This is a genomic window from Actinokineospora sp. NBRC 105648 (assembly GCF_030269645.1).
GTDB lineage: Bacteria > Actinomycetota > Actinomycetes > Mycobacteriales > Pseudonocardiaceae > Actinokineospora.
On record NZ_BSTR01000051.1, the window covers coordinates 1 to 18188 of the forward strand.

An 18188-nucleotide genomic window follows, 5' to 3' on the forward strand; every position below is an offset into this window, starting at 1 on the left:
CGACCGAGCCGACCGAGCCGACCGAGCCGACCGAGCCGACCGAGCCGACCGAGCCGACCGAGCCGACCGAGCCGACCGAGCCGACCGAGCCGACCGAGCCGACCGAGCCGACCGAGCCGACCGAGCCGACCGAGCCTATTGACGCCCGGAAGGCGGAACCGGGGCAGGCGGACGACCAGGGGGAAGCGGGGGGCGGCGACGAAACCGACAATGCCAAACCTGCGGCCGACGATTCGACGAAGCCGGTCACGTCGTTGAACCCCGAGCACTACTATTTCAGTCAGGGTGAACCGCGCAGGTTCGACGCCACGGCGCGAGACTCGGAGGGTAAACCCATTCCGCAAATGCGGGCGGTCGGTGACGGTACCTATATCCCAGTCGGCGCCGATGTCGCTCGCGCTTCTTTTGCGACTGAGGCCGTCAAGGTGAAGGCCGATCAAGCGGAGAAGGAGAAGTTCCAGGACCTCGTCGACCGCCGCGCCGATGCGGTGGACAGGTTGGCCGCCGCCAAGGAGAACCCCGAGGCCAAGGACGATCTGCGCCAGGCGTACCGCGACGTCACCGACATCGGGGAGGACGTAGGCCACCGAGCCGGCGAGTTGGCTGTCGCGAAGACCTATGGCACCGACAGTTCCCTGCCCGAGCCGCTCGACGACTACGGTGGAAAGCCGGGGCGCGGCCGCTTCGACCAAGTCTGGGCCGTCGCCGACGACCGGGTCGTGGTGGTCGAGTGCAAGGGTGGCGATGGGCCGCTGGGCACCAGGGTCACCCGCGGCGGCCAGGTCGCGGAGCAGGGGACCCCCGCCTACTTCGCCGCGACCATCGCCGATATGCGTAAGGGGAGCGACAAAGATATCGAGCTCGCCGAGCTGTTGCAGGCGAAGCTTGACGCGGGCAAGCTAGACTACGTCGTGGTTAGAGCCAAGGTCGTCAACGGCGACAATGGGCCGGAGTTCGGCGGCTACTCGATTCGCCCGCTCGACATGGGCAAGTTCTAGGAGAGCTGAATGGTCACAATCGGCAGGCACGACTTCGACCACGACTTCGTCGCCGAGAAAGTCGGTGCGTTCCGCGAAATCGAGCGGGTGAGCCTGGAGCGCGCACTGCGCAAACCCATCTGGACCCACGATCTGCACGCCGTCGCGCTCTCGCACGCCGGGTACCGCTCCGCGCTCGACCCGACGGCGGCGGGCCCGGAGATCTGGAACAGCGTCGTGCTGGCGGGCCAGGCGGGCGCCGCCGTCTTCGCCGTCGGCGCTCCGGAGGGCGAGCAGTTCGAGGTGATCTTGGGGACACCGCTGGAGGTCACGGGCACCGGAAGTCGTTCCTACACCGACGCCGAGACTTGGCTGGCCGCCCACCACCTCGCCCTGGTCCGCCGGGACATGCGCCTGCTGCACTACCTTTGCGCCGTCCCGATGGCGGTGTTGCGCGACGCCGACGGCAAGATGGGCGAGTACGCCTACCTGTGGATCGACGCCCTGCAGACCTACTGGCGGCGTGAAGAAGGCGTGTTGAGCAAGCTCAACGACGCCCTGGCCGCCACTGATCCGTCCCGGTTGACCGTGGGCAAGCAGATCGTCCTGTTGCGCCACTACCCGGTGCTGAAGCTGTTCCACTACCTGGTGCAGCACGACGGCGAGGGATTCAACGCGAGCCTCGCCGAGGGGCTCAAGTCGCACAAGCAGTTCTGGAAGCCGAAGAACCGCGCCAACGACCCGGACGGCCTGATCGCCCTCGCGCTGCTCGGGTTGGCCTGTGTCGCCCACGACCTGGACCTCGGCCTGACCGTCGAGTCCGACTACCTGCCCAAGCACCTGCTCGACGGCTCCCACGTCGACTGACCTAGGGCTCCACCAACGCCGCGCTGGTGATTCGGTGTAGGGGTAGGCGGCGGATCTCCGCGGTGCTCGGGTCGCGGCCTTCCAGGATCCCGCCGCCCACCCGCAGGGGTTCGATCACGCGTTGGCTGGCCACGCCGTGCGCGTCGACCAGGCCGACCCACACCGACTGCTGGGTGCGGGTCGCCTCCTGCAGCAGGGCCATCGTCTCCGCCGTGTTCGCGCCGGAGCCCGCGGCCGCCGAGACCGATCGGCCGCGTTTGCTGTCCGCGGCCCGGTCGCCCGCGCGCATGGCCAGGACCATGTCCGCGATCTGCTCGTCGTCCGGCGGTCGGGGGGCGACCCGCCGGACCGCGCGCAGCGGTGCCTGGATGCGGCGGCCGGTGGGGCGCAGGTCGACGACCTGGCCGTCGGTGCCCTCGGCGGCGGGGGCGAAGCCCGCGGCGCGCAGGTCGTCCAGGACCTCCAGCAGCGGCAGCGGGCTGACCAGCACCGTGGGCGCGATCCGGCGCAGCCGCAGCAGGGCGGCGACCGGGCTGGCGGCCACCTCGGCGATCAGCGCCGGGTCGTCGCAGCGCAGGAACGACGCGGCGGCCCCGCCGCGCAGCCTGCCGTGCCTGCGGGCGACGTCGTCGATCATGTACTCCAGCGCCTGCGGTACCGGGGTGCGCGACCGGGTGCGGAACAGTTCGTGCAGGTCACCGGCGGTGCGGCCGGCGTCGAGTGCTCGTCGTAGGGACGTCTCGCTCACGCGGTAGACGGTGGCGCTGCCCGCGGATTCGACGTCGGCCACTTCGTTGATCTGCGCTGCCAGGTGTGCTTCCAGCGGTCCCGGTGCGACCACGGTGAGGTCGGCTTGGACCAGGACGTGGTCGATGGGGTCGGGCATCGCCTCGGCCATTCGTTTGGCGGCGGGGGCGGTGCCTTCGTCGAGCAGGGCTCGTCCGGGCCCGCTGAGCGCGCCCAGTGCCACCAGGCCCAGGGCTGTCGCTTCGGTGAGGGTGCAGCGCACGATGTCGTCGCGCAGTCGTCCGCCGCGTCGGGGGGCGCGCCAGGCCAGTAGCGCGGCCAGTTCGTCCGGGTCGGCCACGCCGGTGCCGGGTTTGAGATCGGCCAGCACCCGCAGCACCCGGGTGCGCTCCAGCGGGGCCACCGGCCGCCGCAGGTCCTCCGAGAGCGGGGCGAGGAGTCGCTCCTTCGCGTCGCGGAGGCCGCCGATGCCGGGTAGTCGGGGCAGGTCGAGCCAGGCCGCGGCCAGCGTGGCCCAGCGCTGCGCCGGGGTCGCGGCGAGCCAGGTGTCGCAGTGCGTGGTCGGCACGTACTCCGGCGTCGCCGCCTCGTTGTCGGCCACCAGCGACGCGCCGACGACCACCTCGACCAGGACGACCACCTCGCGTTCGCTGATCTCGGTGGCCTTGGTCAGGCGCCGCAGGTCGCGCACGCCGAGACCGCCGGACTTGAGCACCTGCGGCGGCTCGGCCGACCACAGCCGCAGCAGGGTCTCGGCGTGCCGCAAGAACTCCAGCGTCGCCCCGGCCGCCGTCGAGTCGACCGCCTTGTACGCCTTCGTGCGCAGGACCGGCTCGTCGACCGCGAGCGTGCCCACCGGCCCGGCGCCGCGGATCGCGACGCCTACCTGTCGCGGTAGCTCTACCGTCTCGGCGTCTACCCGCGTTAAGAGCCCTTGTGCCAAGAGCCGCTGGATCGGGGTCTTGGCGTTTTCCAGTCGCGGAACCGTTGCCGCGTCCTTAGTCCTACCGACCGGGCTGCCGTGCGCGAGCCGCGTCAAGATGCCGCGCTCCTCGTCGGACAGCGCGGTCAGCAACGCGGGCACGTCCACGACGTCCAACACCGCGGACGGCCTGCCCAACCCGCTCGGGAACAGCCCGCCTGCTTCGCGCGCCGCGGGCACGAGCCGCACCGCGTCGTCCGGACCCCACGCCACCGCGAGGTCGCGCAGCCGGTCCACGCCCGCGCGCACCCGGTCCGGGCCGACGCCGAGGTCGATGGTCGCCACGTCCACCTGGCCCCGGTCGGCGTCAGCCGCCAAGAGGGCGTCGAGGACAGCCAGGGTGAAGGTGTCCAGGCCCTCCGCGACCCGCGCGACCGAGGCGCGGGTGGCCGCCCGGGTCGCGAGCACCGAGGTGTCGGCGGGACGCGGGGTGGCGAGGTCGGGCCGAGCGCGCAGCACCGCGGCCAGCGTCTCGTCCTCCCGCGCGCGGAGCCAGTCGGTGAGCGTGGTGCCGGACACCCTGACCACGGTATACGGCCGAGCACTCCGGTAGCCTCAGGAGTCGCGAAGACGGTGTCGGTGATCTTGTGAGGAGCATCCAGTGGCGAAGACCAAGGCCCACCGCGTCGACCCGACCTGGAAGGGCGACGACGAGAACGGGGCGCACCCGGTCAGCGAGCTCACCTCGGACCGGCAGGGCGCGCTGTCCCCGTTCGGCGACACCACGTTCCCGCTGGACGCGGTCCCCTACGTACACCCGGTGACCGAGATCAACCGCTAGGTCTAGGCTCGCTCCCGATTCTGTGAATACCCTCCACTCGGGAGTGAACGCATGCCCGTCCCCGGTCCCGGCTACTCGATCACCGTCCGGGTCGAGGCGCCACCGTCGGCCAGCGCCGCCGGTGACCTGACCAGCGCGGTCGGCCGGGTCGGCGGGGTGATCACCGCCTTCGACGTGGTCGAGTCGCACAGCGACCGGGTCGTCGTCGACATCACCTGCAACGCGGTCTCGGCCAACCACGCCCGCGACATCACCGAGGCGCTCGAGGCGCTGCCCGGGGTCGCGGTGCGCAAGGTGTCCGACCGGACCTTCCTGATGCACCTCGGCGGCAAGATCGAGGTCACCGCCAAGGTCGCCCTGCGCAACCGCGACGACCTCTCCCGCGCTTACACCCCCGGCGTGGCCCGGATCTGCCAGGCGATCGCGGAGAACCCCGACGACGCCCGCCGCCTGACGATCAAGCGCAACACCGTCGCCGTGGTCACCGACGGCTCCGCCGTGCTCGGCCTGGGCAACCTCGGGCCCGCCGCCGCGCTGCCGGTGATGGAGGGCAAGGCGGCGCTGTTCAAGAAGTTCGCCGGGGTGGACGCCTGGCCGGTGTGCCTGGACACCCAGGACACCGAGGAGATCATCCGCACCGTGCAGCTGATCGCGCCGGTCTACGGCGGGATCAACCTGGAGGACATCGCCGCGCCGCGCTGCTTCGAGATCGAGGCCCGGCTGCGCGACCTGCTCGACATCCCGGTGTTCCACGACGACCAGCACGGCACCGCGATCTGCGTGGTCGCCGCGCTGCGCAACGCCCTGCGGGTGGTCGGCAAGTCGATGGCCGACTGCAAGATCGTGGTCTGCGGGGTGGGCGCGGCGGGCTCGGCGATCATCCGGCTGCTGCTGCAGCGCGGCCCGGCCGACGTGATCGCGGTCGACGTGGACGGCATCGTCCGCGCGGACCGCCCGGGCATGGACCCCAACCTGACCTGGGTCTCGGCGAACACGAACAAGGCCGACCTGTCCGGCAGGCTGCACGACGCGCTGGTCGGCGCGGACGTGTTCATCGGCGTGTCGGCGCCCAACCTGTTCGGCGCCGAGCAGGTCGCCACCATGGCCCCGGGCGCGGTGGTGTTCGCGCTGGCCAACCCGGACCCGGAGATCGACCCGCTGGAGGCGCAGCGGCACGCCGCCGTGGTCGCCACCGGCCGCTCGGACTACCCGAACCAAATCAACAACGTGCTGGCCTTCCCCGGGGTGTTCCGCGGCCTGCTCGACGCCCAGGCCCGCGGCATCACCGACGCGATGCTGCTGGCCGCGGCCGACGCGCTCGCAGACATCGTCGACGGCGACCGGCTCAACGCCTCGTTCATCGTGCCCAGCGTGTTCGACGCGGCGGTGGCCCCGGCCGTGGCCGACGCGGTGCGCAAGGCCGCGACCGCCCCGCCCGCGGGCTGAGGTCGTAGCATCGGCCAGGTGGGTGAACTGAGCCATGTGGACGGCGCGGGTTCCGCGCGGATGGTGGACGTCTCCGCCAAGGACGTGACCGCCCGCACGGCCGTGGCCAGCGGGGTGGTCCGCACCACGGCCGAGGTGGTCGAGCTGCTCCGCCGCGACGGCCTGCCCAAGGGCGACGCGCTGGCCACGGCCAGGATCGCGGGCATCATGGGCGCCAAGCGCACCCCGGAGCTGATCCCGCTGTGCCACCCGCTGCCGATCTCGGGTGTGCTGGTGGTGCTCGACCTGGGCGAGTCCGAGGTCCGGATCACCGCCACCGTGCGCACCACCGGCAAGACCGGGGTGGAGATGGAGGCGCTCACCGCCGTCGCGGTCTCCGGGCTGGCGCTGCACGACATGATCAAGGCCGTGGACCCGGCCGCGGTGCTCGACGCCGTCCGGCTGGAGCACAAAGAGGGCGGCAAGAGCGGCACCTGGACCCGAGGAGCGCCATGACCGCCCGCACCGCCCGCGTCGTGACGGCCTCCAACCGGGCATCGAGCGGGGTCTACCAGGACAAGACCGGCCCGGTGATCGTCGCCTGGCTGCGCGGCAGGGGCTACTCGGTGCCCGACCCGGCGGTGGTGCCCGACGGCCCACCGGTGGAGAAGGCCCTGCGCGACGCGGTCGCCGCGGCGGTGGACGTGGTCATCACGACCGGTGGCACCGGGATCAACCCGACCGACCGCACACCGGAGGCCACCCGCGCGGTCGTGGACTACGAGGTGCCCGGGCTCGCGGACGCCATCCGCGCGGCAGGGCTGCCGGCCGTGCCGACAGCGGTGCTCTCGCGCGGGGTGGCGGGGGTGGCGGGGCGGACGCTGGTGGTGAACCTGCCGGGGTCCAGTGGTGGTGTGCGGGATGGGTTGTCGGTTTTGGAGCCGGTGCTCGACCATGCCGTGGACCAGCTGCGTGGGGGCTCACATGAGGGTCCTGCTGCTGTTCATGCGCCTGTGTTGAGCGCGCCGGTTTCGAGTGCGTCTGCGTTGAGTGCGCCGGTCTTGCGGGCGGAGATTAGTGAGTCCGCGATTTCGGTCGAGTCGCACGCGGAGACTGTGGAACACGCCGCGGCGGGGGCGGTGGTGACTTTCGCGGGTGTGGTGCGCGATCACGACCATGGGCGGTCGGTGGTGGGGCTGACTTATGAGGGGCACCCGAGCGCGAAGGACGTCATCGCTGAGGTGGCGGCTGAGATCGCCAGAGGCGATGGGGTCCGGGCAGTCGCGGTGAGCCATCGGGTGGGGACACTGGTGGTCGGGGATGTGGCACTGGCTTGTGCGGTGTCGGCGGAGCATCGGGGGCAGGCTTTCGCGGCCTGCGCTTTGTTGGTGGATGAGGTGAAGGCCCGACTGCCGATCTGGAAGCACCAGCGGTTTGTCGATGGGACGGATGAGTGGGTCAACTGCCCTTGAGCTCGGATTGGGTGTTGGACCGCTTTAGCGTTGCCGTCTTCGTTGCCCAGGTTTCGAGCAGGGGCTCGGTTTAGGGCGTGCGTTGTTCGGTTGCCGTCTTCGTTGCCCGGGTTACAAGCGTGGGCTCGATCTAGTGAACTCGCTTCGTGTGGGGCCCCTAGAGCACCACGGTGGGAAAGAAGGGCGGGTGAAGGGCATTCCCACCACACGGCGAGTTTAGCGGTGCTCTCCCCCCACACGAAGCGAGTCCACTAGATCGAGCATCCGTAGCGGGGCCGCCGGTACCAGCGAGGCTGGGATCCTGTCCTGTTCGCTGGCCCTCACCTCAATGACTCCCTGACTCACTTTCCCCGCTCACTTTCCCCGCTCACTTCCCCCGCTCACTTCCCCCACTCACTTCCCCCACTCACTTCCCCCACTCACTTCTCGATTTTACTCCGCTCTTCTTTCCCGTTCCATCTTCGTCCACCTGTTTCTCAATCTATTCCCTTTTTTGCCCTGCTCGTCTTTAGTCCTGACTGGTCAGGTTCGCACCCAGAGGCAGAACGGGTGGCCTGCGGGGTCGAGGTAGACCCGTACGTCTTCTTGGGGTTGGAAGTCGGCCAGTACTGCTCCGGCGGCGAGGGCTCGGGCTCCTGCGGCGGCCAGGTCCGCTACCTCGATGTCGAGGTGGGACATCATCTGCTGCCTGCCCTCGGCGGTGGGCCAGGTCGGGGGGACATACTCGGACTCGGTCTGGAACGAGATACCAGTGCCGCCGCCGGGTGGGCGGAGGGTTACCCAGTCTGGTTCGTCCGCGCCCTTGGGCCAGCCCAGGAGGCGCTGGTAGAAGCCGGCTAGTTCTTGGGCGTCGGGGGCGTCGAGCACGGCGGCGGTCAAGGTCATCCACGGTCTGGAACCCATGGGTCCAGGCTAAGCCGGTCTTGGTTCGTCCGCTTACGAGAAAGAGTCGGACCCCGCCGCGGGGGATGCGGCGGGGTCCGACTCTTTGCCTGCTTCGAGCGCGCAGGTGGGACTTGCTGGACTTACTTGGTGGCGATCTTCTGACCCACGAGGATCAGGTCGGGGTCGCCGATGAAGTCCTTGTTCTTCGCGTGCAGCGCCTTCCAGCCGCCCGCCACGTTCGCCTTGGCGGCGATCTTGGACAGGGTGTCGCCCGCGACGACGGTGTAGTCGCCGTTCGGGTTGGACTTCGACAGGGCCACGGTGGTGGTGACCGGGGCGGTCGCGACCGGGGCGGCCTTGGTGGCCGGCTTCGCCGCGGGCTTGACGGCGGCGGGCTTGGTGGCCTGCTTCGGGGTGGCCTTGGTGGTGACCTTCTTCGGGGTGGTCACCTTCTTGGCGGCACCGGCCGACGAGCCGGACTTCTTGCCGCAGACCGGCCAGGCGCCGATGCCCTGGGTGCGCAGCACGTTCTCCGCGACCCGGATCTGCTCCGAGCGGGAGGCGTTGTGGGCGCTGCCCGTGCCGCCGTTGGCCCGCCAGGTGCTCGGGGTGAACTGCAGGCCGCCGTAGTACCCGTTGCCGGTGTTGATGTTCCAGTTGCCGCCACTCTCGCACTGGGCGACAGCGTCCCAGTTGACGGTGTCGGCGGAGGCGGGTGTCGCGGCGATCGCCATCGGCGCACCGATCGCGACGCCTGCGACGACGACGCGGGCGATGGTGCGCTGGGTGGCGGTCTGCTTGCGGTGCTTGCCTCGGTAGGACATGTGGGTCTCTCCTCCCGCGCCTGCGCTGCTCGCGCTGTGGGCTGGGGCCGGTCGACTGCTCCGGCCGCCACGTCGCTCGCCGGGTGGCGCTCGTCGTGGTCCCTCGCCCCTGTCCGAGAGTTCGCTTTCGCTCGGGGTTGGTTCCCGAGAGCACGCCGGACAGGGTTTGGCGCTGCGTACTCCCGGGTCGATCTCGGCTGGTCGGGGCCAGCCGGAAGCGACGGTACGTAACCGCCGGGCGATACGGAAATTATTCGAAGCGTGACCGTCGTCACAGTAACGGCCTGCAACTTGCTGCGATTCGGGCCTTTTCCCTGGTCAGGCGCGCGCACCGGGCTGTTACTCGGCCGTGTCCTCTCCGAGATATTTCACCGTCGGTGAGTCCTGCCTCACGTCGATTCCCAGGCGTTAGGCCATCTGGGAAAGCGGGCTCAGCCGCCGGCGAACGGTGGCAAAACGTCCAAACCGGTCCCATCGGGCAGCCGTGCGGCCCGGTCTCGGACGGCCACCCCGTCGACGAGGAAGCTCGCCGCGCGCAGGACCCGGTCGAGCGCGGCGCCGTGTCGGGCCGACAGCTCCGCGAGGGCGTCCTGGACGGTTGCCTCGGCGGGCAGCGCCACCTTCTCCTCGTGCACGCCCGCGGCCGCGCGCGCGCCCGCGAAATACCGCACCGTCACACTCGTCACGCCGCTCACCCCCCGATCGCGCTCATGGGCCGCGCGGGCTGGGCGAACCCGGCCTCGTTGATCGCGTGCCCGGCCAGTTTCGCCCACATCGTGCCCCGCCACAGCCCGGCGATCTCTGCGTCGCTCGCCCCCGCCCGCAGCGGTTCGCGCAGGTCGGTCTCGGTCTGGCTGAACAGGCACGACCGCAGCTGCCCGTCGGCGGTGAGCCGGGTGCGGTCGCAGTCGCCGCAGAACGGGCGGGTCACCGAGGCGATCACACCAACGTCCGCGGGCCCGCCGTCGACCAGCCAGCGCTCGGCGGGCGCGGCCCCGCGCGCGCCCGGGCGCGGGGTGAGCTCGAACCCGGTGCGCAGCGCGGTGAGGATCTGCTCGGCGGTGACCATCTCGGCCCGGCTCCAACCGTGCTGGGCGTCGAGCGGCATCTGCTCGATGAACCGCAGGTGGTAGCCGTTGGCCACGCAGAACCGCAGCAGCGGCACCGCCTCGTCGTCGTTGACCCCGCGCAGCAGCACGGTGTTGACCTTCACCGGGTCGAGCCCGGCGGTGCGCGCGGCGGCCAGCCCGTCGAGCACGTCGGCCAGCCGGTCGCGCCGGGTCAGCTCGGTGAACCGGTCCGGGCGCAGGGTGTCGAGCGAGACGTTGATCCGGTCCAGGCCCGCGGCCTTGAGCGCGGCGGCTCGGCGGGACAGCCCGATCGCGTTGGTGGTCATCGAGATCCGCGGCCGCGGGGTCAGCGCGGCGGCCGCGGCGATTATCCCCTCGATGCCCTTGCGCAAGGTCGGCTCGCCGCCGGTGAAGCGCAGGTTCGTCACCCCCAGGTCGCACACGGCCACCCGGATGAGCCGGTTCAGCTCGCCGTCGGTGAGCATGTCCGCGCGCGGCATCCACTCCAGGCCCTCGGCGGGCATGCAGTAGGTGCACCGCAGGTTGCACCGGTCGGTGAGCGAAACCCGCAGGTCGGTGGCCACGCGGCCGAAACTGTCCACCAGCGCCGGGGTGTCCGGTCTGGGGGAGGGGGAGAGCGCTCCCGGAACGACAGGGAGTCCGAGATGAACCGCCGTCACCCGATCTAGGCTAGCCGCTGTCCACGCCGGGTGAGCCGTTCGGCGCAGCGGTATCGCTCACTGTCGTTGAACTGTCCACGAGCGGTGACCGGGCCGGGTGCGCCGACTATAGCGCGACACCGGCGCAGGTGCGGGGATAATGTCGCGCGCATGCCGTACTTCAGGTTCTCCGAGGCCGCCAAACTCCTCGGCGTCAGCGACGACACCGTGCGGCGGTGGGTCGACGCGGGCCACCTCACCGCCGAGCTCGACGGCGCGGGCCGCAAGGTCGTCGAGGGGGCCGTGCTCGCCGCGTTCGCCCGCGAGCAGGCCGCGGCGATCCCGGACCCGATCAGCTCGGGCCGCTCCGCGCGCAACCGGTTCGTCGGGCTGGTCACCGACGTGGTGTCCGACCAGGTGATGGCCCAGGTGGAGCTGCAGTGCGGCCCGCACCGGGTGGTCTCGCTGATGAGCGCCGAGGCGGTGCGCGAGCTCGGCCTGGCCCCCGGGGTGCTCGCGGTGGGGCTGGTCAAGGCCACCCAGGTCATCGTCGAGACGCCGTGACCAGGGCGGACGGGCGAGGGCTGGGTAGCCTCCAGCCATGAGCGGTTGGACTTACCTGATGGACATGGACGGGGTCCTGGTGCACGAGGAGCACCCGATCCCCGGCGCCGACGAGCTGATCGCCGAGCTCACCGCGGCGGGCACGCCGTTCCTCGTGCTCACCAACAACTCCATCTACACCCCGCGCGACCTGCGGGCCAGGCTGCTGCGCACCGGCCTGGACGTGCCCGAGCAGGCGATCTGGACCTCGGCGCTGGCCACCGCGCGGTTCCTGGACAGCCAGCGCCCCGGCGGCTCGGCGTTCGTGATCGGCGAGGCGGGCCTGACCACCGCGCTGCACGAGATCGGCTACGTGCTCACCGACCGCGACCCGGACTACGTGGTCCTCGGCGAGACCAGGACCTACAGCTTCACCGCGATCACCCGGGCCATCCGGCTGGTCGAGGAGGGCGCCCGGTTCATCGCCACCAACCCCGACGCCACCGGCCCCAGCCGCGAGGGCTCGCTGCCCGCCACCGGTTCGGTCGCCGCGCTGATCGAGCGGGCCACCGGCCGCGCCCCGTACTACGTGGGCAAGCCCAACCCGCTGATGATGCGCTCGGCGCTGCGGGCGCTGGGCGCGCACTCGGAGAGCACGCTGATGATCGGCGACCGGATGGACACCGACGTGCGCAGCGGCCTGGAGGCCGGGCTGAACACGATCCTGGTGCTCACCGGCATCTCCGGCCGCGACACCGCCGAGCGCTACCCCTACCGGCCCACGAGGGTGATCGACTCCATCGCCGACCTGGTGGGGCATACGGCTGATCCTTTCCGGGAACCCTGAGACCCGCCCGACCGCGGCCCTGGAGTGGGTTCCTCGTCGCTGCGGAGGGGGAACCGCCGGTGGAGACCGATCGAGTGTTGGACCCGGTGCGCGGCCTGGTGCGGATGGCCTGGGTGCTGGTGGGCGCCGGCCTGGCGGTCGGGGCCGCCGCGGTGGTGGACGGCCGCGGGTCGGTGTTCGGCCTCGGTGCCGAGGTGATCTGCCTCGACGTGCCCGCGGGCGTCGCCCCCACGGGATCCCTGCCCGGCGGGTGGCCCCCGGCAGCCGACCCGGTCACCGTCACCGCCAAGACCGCGGTCCTGTGCACGGCCGACCCGACGACCGGTGAGTACCTGCTGCGGGCGTTCACCGGGATCCCGACGGTCCTCGTGCTGATCACCGCGCTGGTGCTGGCCGTCGGCGCGTTCCGCGCGGTCGACCGCGTCGGCCTGTTCACCGAGGCGGTGGCGGTGCGGCTGACCAGGCTCGGCTGGGTCGTCGCGGTCGGGAGCCTGTTGGCCGCGCTCGCGGAGACCTCGGCGGCGAGTGGGTTCGTGCACTCGGTGGTGCTCGAGCCGGTGACCAGCGCGCTCTGGTTCGACCTGGTCACCGTGCCGGTGGTCGCGGTCGTGCTGGGCGCGGTCCTGATCGCCTTCGGCCGGGTCGTGCGGACCGCGGCCCACCCACCCGAGGCGTTCGCACCGGACGAGGTGCCCGCTACCACCTGAGCCGCGGCGGCTTCTGGGCGATCACTGCGCGGTCGGAATGCGGCTCGCCTATCGTCGTGGTTGTGCAGCCCGACAGCTCAACGGGGACCGGGGTGACGGCACCGACGACCTATGTCGTGGGTGACGTGCACGGTCACCGCGCGGAACTCCTCGACGCCCTGGAGCAGGCAGGCCTGGCCTGCTCGGACGGGACCTGGGCCGGGGGGACCGACCACCTGTGGTTCCTCGGCGACTTCGTCGACCGCGGTCCGGACGGGATCGGCGTGATCGACCTGGTCATCGACCTCGCGCGCGGCGCCGAAGCGGCGGGTGGGCGGGTCGAGACGCTGCTGGGCAACCACGAGATCCTGCTGCTGGGCATGCACCGCTTCGGCGACGAGGAAATCCCGTCGGACTTCGGCCCGCGCAGCTTCGGCCGCAGCTGGCAGATGAACGGCGGCATGGTCAGCGACCAGGAGGCGCTCACCCCCGAGCACGTCGAGTGGCTCACCGGGCGGCCGGTGCTCGCGCTGGTCGGCGAGCACCTGCTGATGCACTCCGACACCACCGAGTACCTGGCCTGGGGCTCCGACATCGAGGCGATCAACGAGGCCGTCCGCGCGGTGCTGCGCTCCGACGACCTGCCCGAGTGGTGGGAGGTCTGGCGCCGGATGACCACCCGCTACGCCTTCCGCGGCCCGCACGGCGAGCAGGTGGCCGACGAGCTGCTGGCCGCGCTGGGCGGCGCGCAGGTCGTGCACGGGCACAGCGTGATCGCCGACCAGCTCGGCATCCTGCCCACCCAGGTCGACGGCCCGTACGAGTACGCGGGCGGCAAGGCGCTGGGGATCGACGCGGGCCTGTTCGTCGGCGGGCCGTGCCTGGTGGTGCGGCTGCCGTGGGACGAGGACCAGCGGACCGCGGCCGAGCCGGGCGCCGACCAGCCGGACGCGCACGAGCCCGAGGTCGGCTAGTCGGTCCTGGGGATCAGTCGGTCGGCACGATCCGGGAGCCCAGCGGCACCAGCGAGACCGGGATCAGCTTGAAGTTCGCGACGCCCAGCGGAATGCCGATGATCGTCAGGCAGAGCAGCGCGCCGGTGACGAGGTGCACCACGGCCAGCCACCAGCCCGCGACGACGATCCAGATCAGGTTGCCCAGCGCGGACCCGACCCCGGCGCTGTCCCGTCGCTCGATCGTGCGCCCGAATGGCCACAGCGCGTAGTTGGCGATCCGGAACGAGGCCAGCCCGAACGGGATGGTGATCACCAGGACGCAGCAGATCACCCCGGCCACGGCGTAGCCGACCGCCATCCAGAAGCCCGACAGCACCAGCCAGATCACGTTCAGCAGCAGTCGCACAGGGTTGATTGTGGCCTACCCAGCGCAGTCGAAGTGTCCCCATCGGGTGAACGGGGTGAGGATGGTGACCGGGGACACAGCCCCGGGACGAGGAGACCGCCATGCCACTGCCCAGCTACACCTCCGGGACCTCGACGGTGCCGCTGCTCGGCGACACCATCGGCGGCGACTTCGACCGCACCGTGGCGGCCTTCGGTGATCGCGAGGCGCTGGTCGAGCGCGCGACCGGCAGGCGGTGGACCTACCGCGAGCTGTCCGCCGAGGTCGACCGGGTGGCGCACGGGCTGCTGGCGCTGGGCGTGGTGAAGGGCGACCGGGTGGGCATCTGGGCGCCGAACTGCGCGGAGTGGACGCTGACCCAGTACGCGACGGCGAAGATCGGGGCGATCCTGGTCAACATCAACCCGGCGTACCGCGTGCACGAACTGCGGTACGTGCTCAACCAGGCGGGTGTCCGGACACTGGTGGCGGCGCCGGGGTTCAAGAGCTCGGACTACGCGGGGATGATCGAGCAGGTGCGCCCGGAGTGCCCGGCGCTGCTGGACGTGGTGCTCATCGGCCGGGAATCGTGGGACGCGCTGCTCGGCGCGGAACAGGTGCACGACTTCCCGGCGCTGTCGGCGGACGACCCGATCAACATCCAGTACACCTCGGGCACCACGGGCTTCCCCAAGGGCGCGACGTTGTCGCACCACAACATCTTGAACAACGGGTTCTTTGTGGGAGAGCTGTGCGGGTATTCCGAGGAAGACCGGATATGCATTCCGGTGCCCTTCTACCACTGCTTCGGAATGGTGATGGGAAACCTCGCGGCCACCTCGCACGGGGCCTGCATGGTGATCCCGGCTCCCGGCTTCGACCCCGCGGCGACGCTGTTGGCGGTTTCGGAGGAGAAGTGCACCGCGCTGTACGGGGTGCCCACGATGTTCATCGCCATGCTGGCGGAGTCCACTGTGGATAGCCTGGACTTCGGTGCGCTGCGCACCGGGATCATGGCCGGGTCGCCGTGCCCGGTCGAGGTGATGAAACAGGTCATCGACCGACTGGGCATGACCGAGGTGTCGATTTGTTACGGGATGACGGAGACCTCCCCGGTGTCCACCCAAACCCGCGCCGACGACTCGGTGGACCGCCGCGTGTCCACGGTCGGCCGGGTGCACCCGCACCTGGAGGTCAAGGTCGTCGACCCGGACACAGGCCTGACCGTCCCACGCGGCGAGCCCGGCGAGTTCTGCACGCGCGGGTACTCGGTGATGCTGGGCTACTGGGACCAGCCGGACAAGACGGCAGAGGCGATTGACAACGCGCGGTGGATGCACACGGGAGACCTGGCGGTGATGGACGAGTCGGGGTACCTGAACATCACCGGGCGGATCAAGGACATGGTGATCAGGGGCGGGGAGAACGTGTACCCGAGGGAAATCGAAGAGTTCCTGTACACGCACCCGGACGTCCTGGACGCCCAGGTGATCGGCGTACCGGACGCGCGATACGGGGAAGAGCTGATGGCGTGGGTGCGGATGCGCGAGGGAGCCACACCATTGGATGCGGATAGCATGCGCGCGTTTTGCGTGGGGAAGTTGGCGCACTACAAGATTCCGCGGTATGTGCACGTGGTGGAGGAGTTCCCGATGACGGTGACTGGGAAGGTGCGGAAGGTGGAGATGCGGGCAGCGGCCGTGGAACTGCTCGGACTCTAGCTCGCTGCTGGTCTTTCTTTGCTCGCCCCTGGACTGATCGCGTCCTGGGTTGGGGTGAGTGGTCCGGCTCGGTGCTTGCTTGGGTGGGTGTGCTCGATGGGGTGGAGTGGCTTTGTTTGGGGCCCCTAAGAAAAGAGGCGCCGTGGGTAGAGCGGGTGGGAAAGGGATACCCACCGCCTGGGTCAGGCTAGCGCCTCTTTTCTCCCCAAACAAAGCCACTCCACCCCATCGAGCAGTTGCGATGAGAGGTTCAGTGGGAGGATTCTCGCCTTCAGTGCTCCTTGGGTTGGGTCTGGGTCTGGCTGTGCTTGTGGTTGATCTCGGCTTTGGCGCTCTCGGTGCCCGCCCGGCCCGGCCCGCTCTGCCTGTCCCCGCCTGGCCTGCCCGACCCGCCGGTCCCACCGCCAGTCGCCCGCCGTCACCCAGCCACTATCACCAGTCGCGTCCCCCACCACCACCGCCACCCGACAACGCCACCGGACCCAGCAGTGGCTTAGTCGCCCCCGCTCCCTGATACAGGCCGCCTCTAGCGCTGGGTGGGTGCTGTCAAGGGTGGAGCGCAGCGGAATCGCGCAGCGACGCCGAAGGCGCCCTTGATAGCACCCACCCAGCGTTAGACGATCGCGGCGACAGGAAGCCCACCCCACCCCAAACCCAGGCGTAGCCACGCCCCTGCCTGCTCGCCTGGCCTGGCCTGCCTGGCTTGACCGCCCTGCTTGGCGCCCTACTCAGTCAGCCCGCCGCCCCACCGCCCGCTTCGACTCGGCCATCGGTCTGCCCCGCCTGCCCTGCCCTGCCCCGCCTTGCCCCCCCCAAGTCCGGCCTGCCCAGTCCGGCCTGCCCGGTTTTGGCCCGCTAGCCCGCCACCCGGCTGGGCTGGCTCGGGCGCCCCCGCCCCCGCCTCATCCCGGCCGTCCATTCGAAAGTCGGTGCTAATTCACAGGAAATAGCTTTCTACACTCACTTACTTTTTCCTAAGATCCCACTTTTCGCCCTCCTGTAGATCTACAGAAGAACGCAAAGGCGCAGGTGGCAACGGTTAGCGGTTTACATCTGCCAGGCTGCTGTCGCAGGGTTGGCGTCAGGTGGTTTCCACGTCAACGTTGACAACGTTCGTTGGTGAGATTTGGCGGGTCGGATAACCCGGTGCGCGGCGGTGTCGTTAAGACCAGGACCAGGACCAGAACCGGGAGAGGAGGTGCGGGTATGCGCACAGTCGCGATCGTGGGGACCGGTGTTGCCGGGGCGACCGCCGCCCTGACCTTGCGCGCCGAGGGGTTCGACGGGCGGGTCATCCTCATCGGCGACGAGCCCGTTGCCCCCTACCGCCGTCCCGCTCTGTCCAAAGACCTCCTGCGTGGCACCGTCTCGCCCGCCAAAGTCCGCCTTCAGCCGCACGAGGTCTGGTGGGGGAGTCGGATCGAGCTGCGGCGTGGCTGCATGGTCGTCGGCGTCGACCCCGGGCAGCACACGCTCGGCCTCGACGACGGTACCGAGATCGGTTACGACCAGCTCCTCCTCGCCACCGGCAGTAGGCCCAGGCAGCTGTGGCAAGACGTCGACGGGGTCCACACCCTCCGGACCATGGCCGACGCCGAGCGGCTGAGGGCCACCCTCGTCCCGGACGCTCGGCTGGTGATCATCGGCGCCGGTCTGGTCGGCCTCGAGGTCGCCGCGACGGCGCGGTCGCTCGGTTGTGCGGTCGCCGTCCTGGAAGCCGAGGGGACCCCGCTCGCCCGCGCGGTTCCGGCTTCCGTCGGTGAAGTCTTCGTCGACCTGCACCGGTCGCGTGGGGTGGACCTCTGCACCGGTGTTCGCGTCGACCAGGTCGAGCGGGCCGGGGACGCGCTCGTCGTCTCCTGCACCGACGGCCGGTGGTGGGTGGCCGATGTCGTCCTCGTGGCCGCCGGTACGACCCCGAACACCGCGTTGGCCGACTTTGCCGGGGTCCGGGTCGACGACGGAATCGTGGTCGACGCGTTCGGGCGGACCAACGCGTCCGACGTCTTCGCCGCGGGGGATGTCGCCAATCTGCCCAACCTCGTCCTCGGCGGTCGGCACCGGATCGAGCACTGGCGGCACGCGGGCGCCCACGGTGCCGCTGTCGCGCGGGCGATGTTGGGCGAGCGGGTCCCGTACCGGACCGTGCCGCAGACGTGGTCCGATCAGTTCGGTGTCTCGCTGCGGGTGTTCGGGTGGCCGGGGGACGGCGACGTGACCGTCCACGGTGCACCGGAGGAGCTCGATTTCGCCGCCGTGGTGCGCCGGGGCGGGTCGGTGGTCGGCGGTGTCGGGGTGCGCGGGCCGGCCGCAGTGCGGACGCCACGGCTGCGAAGTGTCCGCTGAGCGGCAGGTCTTTGA

At 70.5% G+C, this 18188-nt stretch carries 18 protein-coding genes; 12 read left to right on the forward strand and 6 right to left on the reverse strand.

Features of this window, described 5'->3' with window-relative positions:
• Nucleotides 1-998: hypothetical protein (locus QSK30_RS30360; RefSeq protein WP_285508106.1), on the forward strand; the 998-nt coding region annotated here is incomplete at its 5' end.
• Nucleotides 999-1007: 9 nt separating this feature from the next.
• On the forward strand, nucleotides 1008-1844 hold the full coding sequence (locus tag QSK30_RS30365) for an immunity 49 family protein (protein WP_285508108.1): 837 nt from the start codon (nucleotides 1008-1010) through the stop codon (nucleotides 1842-1844).
• A 1-nt stretch (nucleotide 1845) separates the two neighbouring features.
• Here QSK30_RS30365 and QSK30_RS30370 read toward each other — a convergent pair whose 3' ends face one another.
• Nucleotides 1846-4092 carry a helicase-associated domain-containing protein gene (locus tag QSK30_RS30370; protein WP_285508110.1) on the reverse strand — a complete coding sequence of 749 codons (2247 nt, stop codon included), beginning with the start codon at nucleotides 4090-4092 and terminating at the stop codon, nucleotides 1846-1848.
• A gap of 82 nt (nucleotides 4093-4174) precedes the next feature.
• Here QSK30_RS30370 and QSK30_RS30375 point away from each other — a divergent pair, with 82 nt between their 5' ends.
• Genes QSK30_RS30375 through QSK30_RS30390 form a run of 4 tightly spaced genes read left to right on the forward strand, consistent with a single transcriptional unit; the run spans nucleotide 4175 to nucleotide 7251 of the window.
• The gene (locus QSK30_RS30375) at nucleotides 4175-4354 is read left to right on the forward strand and encodes a hypothetical protein (RefSeq protein WP_285508111.1); all 180 of its coding nucleotides are present in this window, start codon (nucleotides 4175-4177) and stop codon (nucleotides 4352-4354) included.
• A 51-nt stretch (nucleotides 4355-4405) separates the two neighbouring features.
• The gene (locus QSK30_RS30380; RefSeq protein ID WP_285508113.1) at nucleotides 4406-5800 is read left to right on the forward strand and encodes an NAD-dependent malic enzyme; all 1395 of its coding nucleotides are present in this window, start codon (nucleotides 4406-4408) and stop codon (nucleotides 5798-5800) included.
• A gap of 18 nt (nucleotides 5801-5818) precedes the next feature.
• Nucleotides 5819-6295 (forward strand): cyclic pyranopterin monophosphate synthase MoaC, encoded by a 477-nt coding sequence (gene moaC, locus QSK30_RS30385; protein WP_285508114.1) that lies wholly within the window; start codon nucleotides 5819-5821, stop codon nucleotides 6293-6295.
• Nucleotides 6292-7251 (forward strand): molybdenum cofactor biosynthesis protein MoaE, encoded by a 960-nt coding sequence (locus tag QSK30_RS30390; RefSeq protein ID WP_285508115.1) that lies wholly within the window; start codon nucleotides 6292-6294, stop codon nucleotides 7249-7251. Before moaC ends, QSK30_RS30390 begins: the two co-directional genes overlap by 4 nt.
• 522 nt (nucleotides 7252-7773) lie before the next feature.
• Here the strand turns inward: QSK30_RS30390 and QSK30_RS30395 are convergent.
• From QSK30_RS30395 to moaA, 4 genes are all read right to left on the reverse strand, one after another.
• Nucleotides 7774-8136: a VOC family protein gene (locus QSK30_RS30395; protein ID WP_285508213.1), complete on the reverse strand. Its 363-nt coding sequence runs from the start codon at nucleotides 8134-8136 to the stop codon at nucleotides 7774-7776.
• Between the two features lie 140 nt (nucleotides 8137-8276).
• Nucleotides 8277-8960 (reverse strand): LysM peptidoglycan-binding domain-containing protein, encoded by a 684-nt coding sequence (locus QSK30_RS30400; protein WP_285508116.1) that lies wholly within the window; start codon nucleotides 8958-8960, stop codon nucleotides 8277-8279.
• Between the two features lie 431 nt (nucleotides 8961-9391).
• The gene (locus QSK30_RS30405) at nucleotides 9392-9646 is read right to left on the reverse strand and encodes a MoaD/ThiS family protein (RefSeq protein ID WP_285508118.1); all 255 of its coding nucleotides are present in this window, start codon (nucleotides 9644-9646) and stop codon (nucleotides 9392-9394) included.
• 5 nt (nucleotides 9647-9651) lie between these two features.
• Complete coding sequence (moaA, locus tag QSK30_RS30410) at nucleotides 9652-10710, reverse strand: GTP 3',8-cyclase MoaA (RefSeq protein WP_285508119.1); 1059 nt, start codon at nucleotides 10708-10710, stop codon at nucleotides 9652-9654.
• Nucleotides 10711-10860: 150 nt separating this feature from the next.
• Between moaA and QSK30_RS30415 the strand changes: the two genes are divergently transcribed.
• From QSK30_RS30415 to QSK30_RS30430, 4 genes are all read left to right on the forward strand, one after another.
• Nucleotides 10861-11253, forward strand: a complete 393-nt coding sequence (locus QSK30_RS30415; protein WP_285508121.1) for a TOBE domain-containing protein — start codon at nucleotides 10861-10863, stop codon at nucleotides 11251-11253.
• A gap of 37 nt (nucleotides 11254-11290) precedes the next feature.
• A complete protein-coding gene (locus tag QSK30_RS30420; RefSeq protein ID WP_285508123.1) occupies nucleotides 11291-12079 on the forward strand; it encodes an HAD-IIA family hydrolase in 789 nt (262 codons plus the stop codon).
• Between the two features lie 59 nt (nucleotides 12080-12138).
• The gene (locus QSK30_RS30425; protein WP_285508124.1) at nucleotides 12139-12786 is read left to right on the forward strand and encodes a hypothetical protein; all 648 of its coding nucleotides are present in this window, start codon (nucleotides 12139-12141) and stop codon (nucleotides 12784-12786) included.
• 92 nt (nucleotides 12787-12878) lie between these two features.
• Nucleotides 12879-13739: a metallophosphoesterase family protein gene (locus QSK30_RS30430; protein WP_285508126.1), complete on the forward strand. Its 861-nt coding sequence runs from the start codon at nucleotides 12879-12881 to the stop codon at nucleotides 13737-13739.
• 13 nt (nucleotides 13740-13752) lie between these two features.
• Here the strand turns inward: QSK30_RS30430 and QSK30_RS30435 are convergent, their stop codons facing one another.
• Nucleotides 13753-14127 carry a YccF domain-containing protein gene (locus QSK30_RS30435; protein WP_285508128.1) on the reverse strand — a complete coding sequence of 125 codons (375 nt, stop codon included), beginning with the start codon at nucleotides 14125-14127 and terminating at the stop codon, nucleotides 13753-13755.
• Between the two features lie 101 nt (nucleotides 14128-14228).
• On the opposite strand from QSK30_RS30435, the gene QSK30_RS30440 reads away from it, so the two are divergent.
• Together QSK30_RS30440 and QSK30_RS30445 are read left to right on the forward strand one after the other, a co-directional pair.
• The gene (locus QSK30_RS30440) at nucleotides 14229-15827 is read left to right on the forward strand and encodes an AMP-binding protein (RefSeq protein WP_285508130.1); all 1599 of its coding nucleotides are present in this window, start codon (nucleotides 14229-14231) and stop codon (nucleotides 15825-15827) included.
• Between the two features lie 1206 nt (nucleotides 15828-17033).
• Nucleotides 17034-18173, forward strand: coding sequence for an NAD(P)/FAD-dependent oxidoreductase (locus QSK30_RS30445; protein ID WP_285508132.1), 1140 nt, complete (start codon nucleotides 17034-17036; stop codon nucleotides 18171-18173).
• Nucleotides 18174-18188: the final 15 nt, after the last annotated feature.

Coding starts and splice junctions, on each gene's coding strand:
- QSK30_RS30365 (WP_285508108.1), top strand. CDS start 1,008: ATGGTCACAATCGGCAGGCACGACTTCGACCACGACTTCGTCGCCGAG.
- QSK30_RS30380 (WP_285508113.1), top strand. CDS start 4,406: ATGCCCGTCCCCGGTCCCGGCTACTCGATCACCGTCCGGGTCGAGGCG.
- QSK30_RS30390 (WP_285508115.1), top strand. CDS start 6,292: ATGACCGCCCGCACCGCCCGCGTCGTGACGGCCTCCAACCGGGCATCG.
- QSK30_RS30395 (WP_285508213.1), bottom strand. CDS start 8,136: ATGACCTTGACCGCCGCCGTGCTCGACGCCCCCGACGCCCAAGAACTA.
- QSK30_RS30400 (WP_285508116.1), bottom strand. CDS start 8,960: ATGTCCTACCGAGGCAAGCACCGCAAGCAGACCGCCACCCAGCGCACC.
- QSK30_RS30415 (WP_285508121.1), top strand. CDS start 10,861: ATGCCGTACTTCAGGTTCTCCGAGGCCGCCAAACTCCTCGGCGTCAGC.
- QSK30_RS30420 (WP_285508123.1), top strand. CDS start 11,291: ATGAGCGGTTGGACTTACCTGATGGACATGGACGGGGTCCTGGTGCAC.
- QSK30_RS30440 (WP_285508130.1), top strand. CDS start 14,229: ATGCCACTGCCCAGCTACACCTCCGGGACCTCGACGGTGCCGCTGCTC.
- QSK30_RS30445 (WP_285508132.1), top strand. CDS start 17,034: ATGCGCACAGTCGCGATCGTGGGGACCGGTGTTGCCGGGGCGACCGCC.